Raw genomic sequence first — 12555 nt, 5'->3', positions numbered from 1 at the left:
AGACTGCAATATCAAATAGCGGATCCGTAAATACGAACTTTGATACAAATCAGTGCATTTTTATTTTTATTTTAAGGGAGGTATTGTCGTAATGACATACAAAAATGAACAAAATACAAACATATTGTACAAAGGGAATAAAATTGACCCCAATCGTGTCAGTGATCCAGAAGTGATGCCTTTATATTTGTCAACAGCTCACAATGTGGCAGATTTAGATGATCTGCAAAATACTTATGATCGAAAAGGTTATGCGTATACGAGGTCCCATAATGCGAATCGTGATGGGATTGCAGAACTTATGACCTACTTGGAGCAATCAGAAAATAGTGTCATCACGAACACAGGTATGTCTGCTATATCAACAACACTCTTAGCACTTTTGACATCAGGTGATCACGTTGTGGCTGATAAAACGCTGTATGGTGAATCAATTGATTTTCTTAAGACACTAAGTAAATACGGAATTTTAGTTGACTTTGTTGACATTACAAACCTAGATGAGGTTGCTTCGGTTATAAATGCGAACACTCGAATTCTTTATACAGAAACAGTTAGCAATCCCATGATGACAGTTGCAAATATTAAGGCAATTGCAGATTTAGCGCATAGCCACCAAAGTTATCTTATTGTTGACAACACCTTTATGACGCCAGTTTTATTTCACGCACTAACTGATGGTGCAGATGTTGTGATTAATAGTTTAACTAAATTTGCAAATGGCCATGGTGATGTAACCTTAGGATCAATTAGCGCTAAGGCTGAGATAATAGAAAAAATTTATAACCTTCAGGTGCTACTGGGTACGACAGGGGATCCTTTTGATTCATGGTTAGCAACACGTGGTATCAGAACCTTAGACTTACGTGTTAAAAAACAATCAAGTAATGCTTTGTCATTAGCAACATTTTTGGAAAACCATCAGCTAATTAGCAAGGTTTATTACGCTGGTTTAAAGAGCCATCCACAACATGACTTAGCGGAAGAGCAATTTTCTAACCAATATGGGGGCATGTTGAGTTTTGAATTAAAAGGCGATCGTCAAACAATTAATAAGTTTTTACAGGAGCTAAACTTGACGAAGTATGCCATGACCCTTGGAGGCATACGAACAACAATATCACATCCAGTCTCTTCATCTCATTATGATACGCCAGAAGAAGAGAAAGCAAAGATTGGTATTACTGACCAACTACTGCGTGTTAGTGTCGGTATTGAGGATGAAGCAGACTTAATTCATGACTTTGAGTATGCATTATCTCAGATAGAGTTAGAGGAAGGTGAATAAACATGGTAGCTCCACGTCAAAAAAAGTCACACAATAATATTGTGTATATTGTCTTAGGTGTCGTTATTGTAGGGATTGTCATAGGCACAACAAAATTGGTGGGACATTCAGCAACCACCAAAAGTAAATCAGAAAAGAAAATATCAGTATTAACGTATGCTAACTGGAACCCGTTTGAATACATAAAAAATGGTAAGGTTGTTGGGTTTGATTTAGATATCTTAAAATCTTTGTCTAAAGAAGCGGGCTATCAGTATACGATTAAGAATACTGGTTGGGACTCGATGTTTACACAATTAAATTCTGGTTCAGCTGATGCAGCTATTTCTGGTATTACAATTACAAAAGATCGTCAAAAAACATATTCGTTTTCAAAACCTTACTTTGTTTCTCGACAGGCAATCATTGTTAAGAAAACTGACACAGTAATTAAAAATGCAACTGATCTGAAGAATAAAAAAGTTGCTGTTCAGCTAGGTTCAACCGGAGAGGAAGCTGCTGAATCAATCCTTGGCAAGAATAGTTCAAATATTAGCAAAGACAAAGGCGGCACAACATTTTTACAGGTTGTTCATGGGCAAGCAGACGCTGCAATTGGTGACGAAACCACTGTTAAAAAGTATGTGGCAAGTAATCCCTCATACAAATTAAAAGTTATTTATGACGATAAAAACTTTGAACCAGAATATTTTGGTTTGATGTTTACTAAAAATTCAAAATACCGTTCAACATATAACGCTGCTTTGAAAAAGATAATTGACAATGGCGAATATACAAAAATTTATGAAAAGTGGTTTGGTAGTAAGCCATCACTTGATGTCATAAAGTCACGGCAATGAGGAGATGATCTATGAGTTTTAGTTATGAAATGATTTTAGATTACGCCCCATTTTTCATGCATGGTTTACTATACACTTTGCTGTTTTCCCTTTGTGGGGTAGTCTTTGGAACGATATTTGGACTGATTATTGCACTTGGCCGTATGTCGAAAAACCCCGTTATTTCTGGAATATTTAAAACCTATATTGGTTTGTTTCGTGGCACACCATTGTTTGTACAAATTTTGATTACCAACTTTGGTGTCGTACCGGCAATTTTTGGACATTCCAATCCATATATAGCCGGTGCCCTGTCCTTGTCCCTGAATGCAGCGGCCTACATTGCTGAAACATTTCGTTCAGGTATTCAATCCATTTCTGAAGGGCAACGTGAGGCGGCTAGAACATTGGGTTTGTCTCAATTTGATACGATGCGTTTTATCATAGTGCCGCAAGCCATAAAGATAGTGATACCGGCATTAGGAAACGAATTTATTAGTTTAATCAAAGATTCATCTTTGGTATCAGCAATATCCGCACCAGAAATTACGTATTGGGCTCAAGCTATGAATGCACAATACTATGTTGTTTGGACGCCATATCTCACAGTTGCCGTACTGTATTTGATTTTGACCTTGTCAGCAAGTCGACTAATGAAACTATGGGAAAGGAAAATGGCGCAAAATGATTAAAGTAGAACACATTTCAAAACAATTTGGTAGCAATGATGTTTTAAAAGATATTAACTTAGAAGTGCCAGAAAATGAAGTCGTTGTTATCATTGGACCATCAGGGTCTGGTAAATCAACATTGCTGCGACTCATCAATCACTTAGATGTTGCAACAAGCGGGTATATCCATGTTGATGGTGAAGATATAACAGATGAGAATAACGATATTTCTAGTATTCAAGCCAAGATGGGAATGGTTTTTCAACATTTTAATTTGTTCCCAAATTTAACCGTGTTAGAAAACATAACATTAGCGCCTAAGCGCGTGAAGCGCTTGAGTGTTGATGAGGCCAATGAAGAGGCCAAAAAACTGTTGGCATTAGTCGGCTTATCTGACAAAGTGAATGCTTATCCTAAATCTTTGTCTGGTGGGCAGCAGCAACGTGTAGGAATAGCGAGATCGCTTGCGATGCATCCTAAATACTTATTGTTTGACGAGCCAACTTCGGCCTTAGATCCAGAAATGGTTGATGATGTTCTTGAAGTAATGAAGGATTTAGCTAAGCAGGGCATGACCATGATCGTAGTGACCCATGAAATGGGCTTTGCCAGAGAAATAGCTAATAAGGTTATTTTTATGGCCGATGGTGTGGTCGTTGAAGAAGGATCTCCAAATGCGATATTTGGCGCACCACAGCATGTCAGAACAAAGGAATTTTTGGGAAAAGTATTATGAAAAATTGAGGAACTATATATGTCAGAAAAACGCATACACATTGTAGGTGATTTACACGAAGTTGCTATTCAAAAATTTACCAGTGCAGGATATGATGTATCGCATAGCCCGAATTATGATGAAAAAAAATTATTGTCCTTAGCTTCTGATGCAGCGGTCATTATTATGACTGATATGGCATTTGACAAGAATTGGTTTGATGCCTTGCCAAATCTAAAATTAATCGCCCGTCGTGGTGTAGGATATGATAACATTCCGGTGGAATCAGCTACCAAACACGGTGTGTGGGTGACAAATACACCCGGTGCAAATGCTATTGCTGTTGCGGAACTGGCTGTTACTTTGATATTAACAGTTTTGCGTAAGGTCAACCAAGCAACCAATAGCGTGCAAAAAGGTGAGGCATTAACATATCCAGCAAGTTTAATGGGTCATAATTTATCTGGGAAAATAATAGGACTCATCGGGTATGGTCAAATTGCGCAAAATTTAGAAAAAATATTGCATGGTTTTGGGGCGCATGTATTGGTTTATAGTCGAACAAAGCGAGAAACGCTTTATGGTCAATTTGTATCGTATGACACACTACTAGCACAATCAGATATCATATCGTTACATATTCCTGCTACACCAGAAACAAGTGGTATTTTAAATCATGAAGCGTTTTCAAAGATGAAAACGAACGCTATTCTAATTAATACAGCACGAGCTGCTTTAGTAGATGAAGAGGCGTTGGTTGAGGCAATAAATACTGGAAAAATAGCAGGTGCAGGTCTAGACACAACAAGTTATGAGACCATAAAAACAGCTAGTCCTTTATTGAATCATGATCAAATTGTGATTACACCACATATTGGTGCAAATACAGTAGAATCCGAATACTTGACTGCTGAAAAAGTAGTGGCAAGCGTTCTTGATTTTTTTAACAACCAAAAGCCGATATACAGATTAAACTAGCACAATTAGGTGATGAAAGGTACGCCATTAATGACAAAAAATATTAATAAAAATGTTCATAACACAGGACTGTCAGGTATTCGTTTGGTTTCTAATTTTATAAAAAAGCCGGTAAACGAGGTCATTCAACTGACAGTTGGTGAAATTGATTTACCAACACCATTTGCTACCAAGCAAGCTGGCATTAAAGCGATTGAGCAAGATCACACAAAATATACTGATAATATGGGTATATTAGCACTTAGAAGAATCATTACTGAGTACGCGCAAGAATTTTACAGTGAACCTTATAATCCTGTTACAGAGGTACTAGTGACAGTTGGTGCAAGTGAAGGCATTGACCTAGCAATCCGAGCACTAGTGAATCCTGGTGATGAAGTCATCCTTGTTTCACCTGGTTATACTGCTTATACGCAAGCCGTTACTTTAGCAGGGGGTGTTCCAGTAGTTGTTGATACACGATCGAGTAATTTTAGGCTATTACCAAATCAATTAGAGGAGGTCATTAGTGAGAAAAGTAAATTAGTTATACTCAATTATCCGAATAATCCGAGTGGCGTTGTTTTATCTTCTCAAGAGTTAGTAGAATTAGCTAATGTCATCAAGAGACATGATTTATATGTGTTGACAGATGATGTGTATAATCGTTTAGTTTACGATCAAGATTCCGCACCATCTATTGCAAGTGTGCCCGATATGAAGGAAAGAACCTTAGTATTAAACGGTTTATCTAAATCGCACAGTATGACGGGTTGGCGCATTGGTTATTTATTAGGGCCAGAATGTTTAATTCATGAATTATATAAAATCCATCAAACCGATGTTGGCTGTGCCTCAAGTATCTCGCAAGAAGCTGCAATGACAGCTTTAACAGTGGATCGCGATAACCCGTCTGAGATCGTGCCCATATTTAGAGAAAGGCGAGACTATGTTCTGAAACGATTGGATGAAATTGGTATTAGCTATATTAAACCAGAGGGAACATTTTATGTCTTTGCAAATATTGAAAAGTTTGGCATGACTTCATTAGACTTCGTGAAGTTTCTAATAGAGACAGTGGATTTGGCTGTTGTTCATGGCTCCGCTTTTACTGAATTTGGTGAAGGATTTATTCGAATTTCCTATGCAATGGATTTATCAATTCTAAAAGAAGCTTTGGACAGGTTTCAAGCTGCCGTGGCTAAATTAAACAATCAAAAAAGCCTCAGCTAAGAGGTGGAAGTGTGGGGCAAATCAAAAGTGAACAAAGAATTAGAAATTTCAAGATAGCATGGATAGGAACATTTATGGCGGGCATGGCATTTAGTGAAGCCATGCCTTTTTTGGCTCTTTATATCATGCAAATTAGTCATTTTAATCAGGCACAAGTTAGTTTTTATGCCGGTATTTCATATGCGGCTTCGTATTTAGTAGTGATATTAGTCTCACCAATTTGGGGTAAAATTGCAGACCAACACGGGCGAAAACCAATGCTGCTTCGCACAGCGGCGGGGATGGGGATTGTAATCATCTTATTGAGTTGTGTGACGAATATTTGGCAGATTATTATTCTCCGTCTTTGTCAAGGGCTTTTTGATGGTTATACACCCAGTGTAATTGCCTTAATTGCTGCTGAAACGCCACTTGAGGAGCGATCCGTAGTGATTAGTAAATTGTCCACCGGATATATTATTGGTGGGTTAATGGGCCCGCTAATTGGCGGCGTACTCGCTACAATATTTAGCATTAGGATGACCTTTTTTATTACGGGTATAATTTTGTTATGCGTAGCTTTCATCAGTTTTTATGGTATTCAGGAAAACTTTCAGAAAATCAATACAAGTCCGACCGAAAAGTTAGCCTCATCTAAAAAGGAAAGCGTTTGGACTGTGCCGATCTTAATATTGCTCAGTGCTACCATGCTAATTCAGTTTGTAGAGAGTGCCATAATACCTTATGTTAGTTTGATGATTAAATATTTGTTATTTTCAGAGCATTATTTGACTATCATGACGGGTATTGTTTCTGCTTTGCCAGGTGTCGCAACAGCTGTATTTGCAACCTTTGTTGGTAAAATGAGTAGCCATTTTGGTACTTTAAAAATACTTAAATTGTGTGAACTTGCAGCAATAATAATTTATGCTTTGCTTGGCATGACCACCAGTTTAATGTTTTTTGCAGGACTAAGATTTTTAATTGGAATTGCTAACGCTGGTATGACGCCAATGATACAAGTATTATTGTCAAAAGCTAGTAATCGATTGAGTACGGTTTTTAGTATGAGTTTATCGGCACAATCACTTGGTAGTTTAGCTGGATCTATTCTTGGTGCATACCTGAGTCAATTTATGCCGTTGAATAATCTATTTTACATTGCTAGTGGTGCCTTAATGATCAGTTACGTATTATTGAAGAAAGGAGAACTGGACAATTCAACGGCTCCTACATAAAAAAATTGGTATAAAAAAACGATCTAAGCAATTAGATCGTTTTTCTTTGCACAATCATTGACAATAAATGATTCAGCAGTTATTTTGATGAAGAACTTGAAGAACTTGAAGAACTTGAAGAACTTGAAGAACTTGAAGAACTTGAAGAACTTGAAGAAATACCAGCCGTTAGATAGGTATTCAAAGCAGTTTTCAAGTCGCTGTCTTTAACACTAACATTGTTTTTACGCAAAATCTTTCCGACAATGGCTTGTATTTCACTGGTGTTGCTTGAATCATTAATGAAGTCAGTCACTATCTGAGTTGATAAGGTACTACGCAAACTGCTCATTGAAGGTTTTGTTGTTTTCTTATTCAATTTAATGACATAGTAACTGCCACTTGTACCAGTTACAGGTTCCGTTGAGTAGTCGCCAACTTTATCGAGCTTGAATGCTGCAGTTTGCACGGCTGAGTCGATGCTTGTATTTGTTGAATTAAACGCTGGCATTTTACCATTTGATGATTTATAAGTACTATCTGTAGAATACTTTTTGTACACTGTATTCCAGTTATCACCGTTCTTCAATGCAGCAATTGCTTCTTTAGCCTTAGCTTCATTCTTGGCTGTAATCATCGAAATCGTCGTGTCTGAGTGGTAGTTTGTATAAGCAGTTTTCAGTTGCTTATCGGTTACCTTATAGTTAGCCTTGATGGCAGCGTTGATGATCAGATTATTTTTGATATTCTTTTTAAATTGGGCATCAGTTGTGTTGTTTGATGCCAAAACAGTCTTGAACGATGAACCATACTGTGCCTTTTGTGCGTCGTAGGCGTTTTGTACATCTGTGTCAGAAACTTGGTCGCCATATTCGGCCCCTAGGACCTTATTAATAACCATATTAGCAAATTCTTGCTGACCAGCTGATGATGTTTTGATATCTTCGTAAAATTGCTTTTCAGTAATTTTACCAACTTTTGAAGTCATTAATGTTTTTGACGAGTTAAAACCAAGAAAGACCAGTCCGCCGACAAAAACAACGACGAGAAGCCCCCAAATAAATTTTCGCATGTGATAATACTTTCCTTTTCTAGATACAATACTAAGTATTTTACCATAAATGAATCTAATGCGCTTTAAACTTAGATAATTCAGTATTTAAATGCTCAGTAGCTTCATTAATACGTGAAATATGTGGTTGATTTTTGAAATTCATTTTTTCGATGTCTGACTGAATGTCCTCAGAAACACTCTGTATCTCTTTTAATTGTTCTGTTAATTCATGCTGTTGTAACTGGAGTTGTTTGAGCAAAGATGTTATTTCTTTTATATTCGTGATGAGATTTTTGAATTGATCAAATAATTTCATATTATTTCTCCCAAACATCGTTACGTCGGATGTTTTAAAATTGCGAAGCAATACTATCAGCAATGGCTTGGTACTGTTCTGCTGAAAAATGAGCACTGTTATCAATAGTTGGTGCTAACACGCTATTTAGATTATCATCATCATAACGAGGAATTAGGTGCCAGTGAGAATGGATAACGGTTTGACCAGCAGAAGGACCATTGTTTGATTGGACATTTAGACCTGTAATCTTGTCGTCACTGGCTTTTATGGCGCGCGCAATGACAGGCAACTTCAACAAAACTTTTTTGGCGGTTTCGTCATCGTAGTCAAAAATATTATCAACGTTTTTCTTTGGTACAACGAGTGTATGCCCAGGGTTACTTGTGAGATATCCAAAAAAGCGAGAACATCTTCATCTTCATAAACTTTATAACTTGGTATTTCACCTGTAATAATTTTGTCAAAAATATCCAATGTAATAATCTCCGTTTCTATTTATTATCTTTCATTATAACAAATAAGGTTATATAACAAAAATGAAGTGTTATTTTTAGTAAACAAATTGAAAAGAGACGGTCATTATCTATATTTATAGATTTCATACAAATATCATGTAATGCTTGCTATAATAAATGTATGGGATTAAAAATTAACAATATATCTGGCGGGTACGCAGGCAATAATATATTGAAAAACATTTCTTTTGACGTGCCTAATGGTGAAATCGTTGCCTTAATTGGTCTAAATGGTGCTGGAAAATCAACGACAGTTAATCACATTATCGGAGAACTACAGCCTCAGATGGGATCAATAGTTCTTAATGATACTAATATAGTATCAGAGCCGACAGCTTTTAAATCACAACTTGCATATATTCCCGAACAACCAATATTGTATGACGAATTGACGTTGGGTGAACATTTACATTTGATGCTAGCGGCGCATGAAAAAGACAATGAGAATACTTGGGAACGTGTTGTGTCATTATTAACCATGTTTAGATTAGAGGATAAGTTAAACTGGCTACCAATCCATTTTTCTAAGGGGATGAGACAAAAAGTAATGCTTGTGTCTGCATTTATGTTGAACGCCCCATTGCTAATTGTTGATGAGCCTTTTTTGGGCTTAGATACATTAGCGCAAAGGGATGTTGTATCTTTGATGAAAGAACAAGCAAAACTTGGAAATAGTATTTTGATGACAACTCATTTATTAGCTTCAGCGGCAACATTTGTGGACAGGTTCGTTGTTCTACATGATGGTAAAGTACGTTTCGTGGGCACACCTTCCGCTTTAGCAGAAGAAAATCAGTTAACAGTTGATCATCTTGATGATTTGTTTGATTTAATGCAAAAGGAGTTAGCTAATGAAGGCTAGCGATTTATTTTGGCGCCGCTTTCGAGATGAACAGCGGACAAGTGCTAAATATCTGCGATTATTATTTAATGATCATTTTGTGATTTTTTTGATTATTGCTTTGGGTGGTATTGTGCTTGCTTATCGCGAACTGCTCAGTACGCCGCAGTCGCTGATGTTTTGGCGCTCTAATTGGTGGCAAGTAATCATCATTACGTGGTTACTGATAGGGCTACAGATAGGTGATTTAATTACGTACTTCAAGCCAGCAGATAGGCTTTACTTATTAGGAAACGACTCGGAAATTATCAAGAAATATTTGACGCGTTCTGTAAATTTGAGTATTCTATATGCCAGCGTATGGCAAGCTGTTTTTGTCAGTGTTATCATACCAATTCTATTGCGAATTTATGTCAGTGGTTTATTACGAATTAGTTCGTTGCTGATTTTTGCAATTAGTTATAAGTTACTTCTATTGTTATTTGAACGAGATAAGCTATTCTTGAAGCAACGCGTGCAAACGATTACGATATTTGAAGCAAATTCAACAGCTGAGGGGCTTCTCTTCCGTGTTTTATTGCCTAGCATTTTCTTAGAATTTATCCTTATATTGACCCAGACGCAAGTATATATTTTGATGAGTGCTTGGTTGGTATTGATGGTAGTAACGGCTTACTATTTTCATATCAGCAATCATAAGGCAAACTCATTCGCAATCAACTGGGCCATCGCAACACAACAAGCACAACAACAAAAGCAAAGAGTATTGCATTTTTTTGCACTTTTTGCTGAAATCCCCAATCAATCTAAATCAATTAAAAGACGACGTTACCTAGACTTTTGTCTGCAACGTTTGATAAAGAATAAACCAGCAATGTTGCGATTATATTGGACACGTTTAGCGCGAGACACGGAAATATTGCCTTTGGTTCTTAGATTAATAATTGTGGGGATGATTATCGTAGGTGTGTTGCAGACTGCACCCGATTGGCTTGTTGCTGTAGTTGGTGCATTGACAGTATATCTTGTTAATTTTCAGTTATTGCCACTATTTTCAGATACGCAAAAGAAAATTTGGACGCGTTTGATGCCAATCACCAATTCTCAGAAACAGAGCGCATTTATTCAGGTGCATAGATTGGTGAACTACATTGTTTGCACGTTGTTGATTGTTACGGTAGCCGTGACAAGTGGCTCTTTACAACGGATACTGTTATTATTTGTATTGTTGATTGTAGTTACTATTGCGCTACAAAAAAGTTATATTCCATACATGATTAAAAAAATGAAAAAGTAACGGAGAGATTTTATGCATTTACGCTCAAAACCTTGGGCTAGCGATTGGCTGGCTGAGCATTCAGATATAGTGATTGATCAAGATCGTGCAACAGCACAAATTGGACAGTGGCAATCATTATTTGACCAAGAACAACCAATACATTTGGAGATTGGTTCTGGTAAGGGTCAGTTTATTCTTGGCATGGCCTTGGCACATCCGGAAATTAATTATATTGGCATGGAAATTCAAGAGACGGCAATTGCCATTGCAGCACGTAAGAGCTTTGATCAGGTCGGTACATTGCCAAACCTGCGTTATATTTATGGTAATGGTAATGGTGTTGAGACTTATTTTGAAAAAGGCGAAGTTAGCAAAGTTTACTTGAACTTTTCTGATCCTTGGCCAAAAAAGCGTCATGAATCCCGTCGATTAACGTATAAGTCATTCTTGAAATCTTATGAAGCAGTTTTGCCAGACCATGGGGAAGTTGAATTCAAAACAGATAATCGTCATTTATTTGAGTATTCAATGGTTAGTTTTATGGACTATGGCATGCGATGGACACCAGAAGATTACACGCTGGACTTGCATGCTGATGAAGACAAGGTACAGGGTAACGTTGAGACCGAGTATGAACAAAAGTTTATGGCTAAGGGTCAACCAATTTATAAGATTAAAGCTCACTTTTAGAGTGACAAGGTTTATAGAGTTTTATATAAACAAAAAATATGAACTTCACCTCGAAAATTGAGTGTGAAGTTTAAGTGGCTAACTGGTTGGCAAGATTTCGGTATTGAACCGGAATGTTTCCGTCCAGTTTTTTATCCGCTTGTTATTGTAGTAATAGACATCGGTTTCTTTATTGATGATCGAGTTAGAATTAACTTCTGAGTTGGAAGAGTATTACTTAATAATTGTGAAATGTTTGTTGTACCAGGGTTAATTGAGCACTCAAGTGTTTTTATTTTTAAATCAAGCAAAAAACACCATCAATTAAGATGATGTTTCATTATTTATTTGCCTGATATTCCGTCTATAAAGCCGTGAATGAAGTCAGGTACTGCAGTTAATAATGTTATTATGAATGCGGCAATAATTGCTGTAAGAAAAATAGACACCCATATTTTTTGTGTTTTTGAGCGTATTTCATATGCTGGCCTTAAGGTGAGAAATGAACCAACGCCACTTACAAACATGATAAGAACTAGTATTTCAGTAATAATATTTAACATGTTTCCCCCTATTTGATTTATTAAAAGTATATCACTAAAACAATGAATGGAAAATCAAATAACTACCTATAAGAAACTAAGCAAAATAATTATTGCCAAGCATATTAAAATTGTATATAATCATTATGTAAGCGTTACCAAAAAATGTTTACAAGAATGATATTCATCCATAAATGTATATCAATAAGCTTGGTAAGCCGAGAATTACTGAGTTTGCAAGGCTTTTTCTTGAGTGAGGATTAAGCCTTGTTTTTTGTTACCAAAAGCCTGCAACCAGAAAGATTCGCTAAGGTTTTTTCATAAGCAAGGCGATTTATAAAGACTACTACATTTCCAATTATTTGTATTGTACAAATATTTTAGTGACAAGACAGGCTTAGTGTGCTAATATTTAGCTCGTGGTGATCCAAATGCACTATGTAATTTCCTGAAACTTGATTAATATACAAAATCATAAC

13 protein-coding genes and 1 pseudogene are annotated in these 12555 nt (G+C 36.6%); 10 read left to right on the top strand and 4 right to left on the bottom strand.

What is annotated here, in order from left to right; all coding sequences use genetic code 11:
* The first annotated feature begins 91 nt into the window (after positions 1-91).
* The 7 genes from HFP47_RS04530 to HFP47_RS04500 are packed head-to-tail and all read left to right on the top strand — an operon-like array spanning position 92 to position 6899.
* Positions 92-1288 (top strand): PLP-dependent aspartate aminotransferase family protein, encoded by a 1197-nt coding sequence (locus HFP47_RS04530; RefSeq protein ID WP_179876113.1) that lies wholly within the window; start codon positions 92-94, stop codon positions 1286-1288.
* 2 nt (positions 1289-1290) lie between these two features.
* The gene (locus HFP47_RS04525; RefSeq protein WP_059442421.1) at positions 1291-2127 is read left to right on the top strand and encodes a basic amino acid ABC transporter substrate-binding protein; all 837 of its coding nucleotides are present in this window, start codon (positions 1291-1293) and stop codon (positions 2125-2127) included.
* Between the two features lie 11 nt (positions 2128-2138).
* Positions 2139-2798 carry an amino acid ABC transporter permease gene (locus tag HFP47_RS04520; RefSeq protein WP_011679957.1) on the top strand — a complete coding sequence of 220 codons (660 nt, stop codon included), beginning with the start codon at positions 2139-2141 and terminating at the stop codon, positions 2796-2798.
* A complete protein-coding gene (locus tag HFP47_RS04515; RefSeq protein ID WP_141266711.1) occupies positions 2791-3513 on the top strand; it encodes an amino acid ABC transporter ATP-binding protein in 723 nt (240 codons plus the stop codon). Before HFP47_RS04520 ends, HFP47_RS04515 begins: the two co-directional genes overlap by 8 nt.
* A gap of 18 nt (positions 3514-3531) precedes the next feature.
* A complete protein-coding gene (locus HFP47_RS04510; protein ID WP_011679955.1) occupies positions 3532-4470 on the top strand; it encodes a D-isomer specific 2-hydroxyacid dehydrogenase family protein in 939 nt (312 codons plus the stop codon).
* 30 nt (positions 4471-4500) lie between these two features.
* Entirely contained in the window at positions 4501-5682 is a 1182-nt protein-coding gene (locus tag HFP47_RS04505; protein ID WP_257229717.1) for a pyridoxal phosphate-dependent aminotransferase, read from the top strand.
* 11 nt (positions 5683-5693) lie between these two features.
* A complete protein-coding gene (locus HFP47_RS04500; protein WP_115231182.1) occupies positions 5694-6899 on the top strand; it encodes an MFS transporter in 1206 nt (401 codons plus the stop codon).
* 79 nt (positions 6900-6978) lie between these two features.
* Here the strand turns inward: HFP47_RS04500 and HFP47_RS04495 are convergent, their stop codons facing one another.
* The 3 genes and pseudogenes from HFP47_RS04495 to HFP47_RS04485 form a co-directional block, all read right to left on the bottom strand.
* Positions 6979-7950 carry a peptidyl-prolyl cis-trans isomerase gene (locus tag HFP47_RS04495; RefSeq protein WP_179876112.1) on the bottom strand — a complete coding sequence of 324 codons (972 nt, stop codon included), beginning with the start codon at positions 7948-7950 and terminating at the stop codon, positions 6979-6981.
* A gap of 55 nt (positions 7951-8005) precedes the next feature.
* The gene (locus HFP47_RS04490) at positions 8006-8248 is read right to left on the bottom strand and encodes a hypothetical protein (RefSeq protein WP_010289169.1); all 243 of its coding nucleotides are present in this window, start codon (positions 8246-8248) and stop codon (positions 8006-8008) included.
* Positions 8249-8282: 34 nt separating this feature from the next.
* Positions 8283-8704: pseudogene (locus HFP47_RS04485) on the bottom strand (HIT family protein).
* 162 nt (positions 8705-8866) lie between these two features.
* Here HFP47_RS04485 and HFP47_RS04480 point away from each other — a divergent pair.
* From HFP47_RS04480 to trmB, 3 genes are read left to right on the top strand one after another with little or no spacing between them, the layout of a single operon-like run.
* Complete coding sequence (locus tag HFP47_RS04480; protein WP_140682728.1) at positions 8867-9607, top strand: ABC transporter ATP-binding protein; 741 nt, start codon at positions 8867-8869, stop codon at positions 9605-9607.
* Positions 9597-10883 carry an ABC transporter permease gene (locus tag HFP47_RS04475; RefSeq protein ID WP_179876111.1) on the top strand — a complete coding sequence of 429 codons (1287 nt, stop codon included), beginning with the start codon at positions 9597-9599 and terminating at the stop codon, positions 10881-10883. The genes HFP47_RS04480 and HFP47_RS04475 overlap by 11 nt, the downstream gene beginning before the upstream one ends.
* 12 nt (positions 10884-10895) lie before the next feature.
* A complete protein-coding gene (trmB, locus tag HFP47_RS04470) occupies positions 10896-11555 on the top strand; it encodes a tRNA (guanosine(46)-N7)-methyltransferase TrmB (protein WP_179876110.1) in 660 nt (219 codons plus the stop codon).
* Positions 11556-11878: 323 nt separating this feature from the next.
* Here the strand turns inward: trmB and HFP47_RS04465 are convergent, their stop codons facing one another.
* Positions 11879-12097, bottom strand: coding sequence for a hypothetical protein (locus tag HFP47_RS04465; RefSeq protein WP_011679947.1), 219 nt, complete (start codon positions 12095-12097; stop codon positions 11879-11881).
* Positions 12098-12555: the final 458 nt, after the last annotated feature.

Origin of the sequence: Leuconostoc sp. DB-1, assembly GCF_013414845.1 — a bacterium.
GTDB classification, from domain to species: Bacteria; Bacillota; Bacilli; order Lactobacillales; family Lactobacillaceae; genus Leuconostoc; species Leuconostoc mesenteroides.
This window is presented reverse-complemented; position numbering and strand designations above follow the sequence as displayed.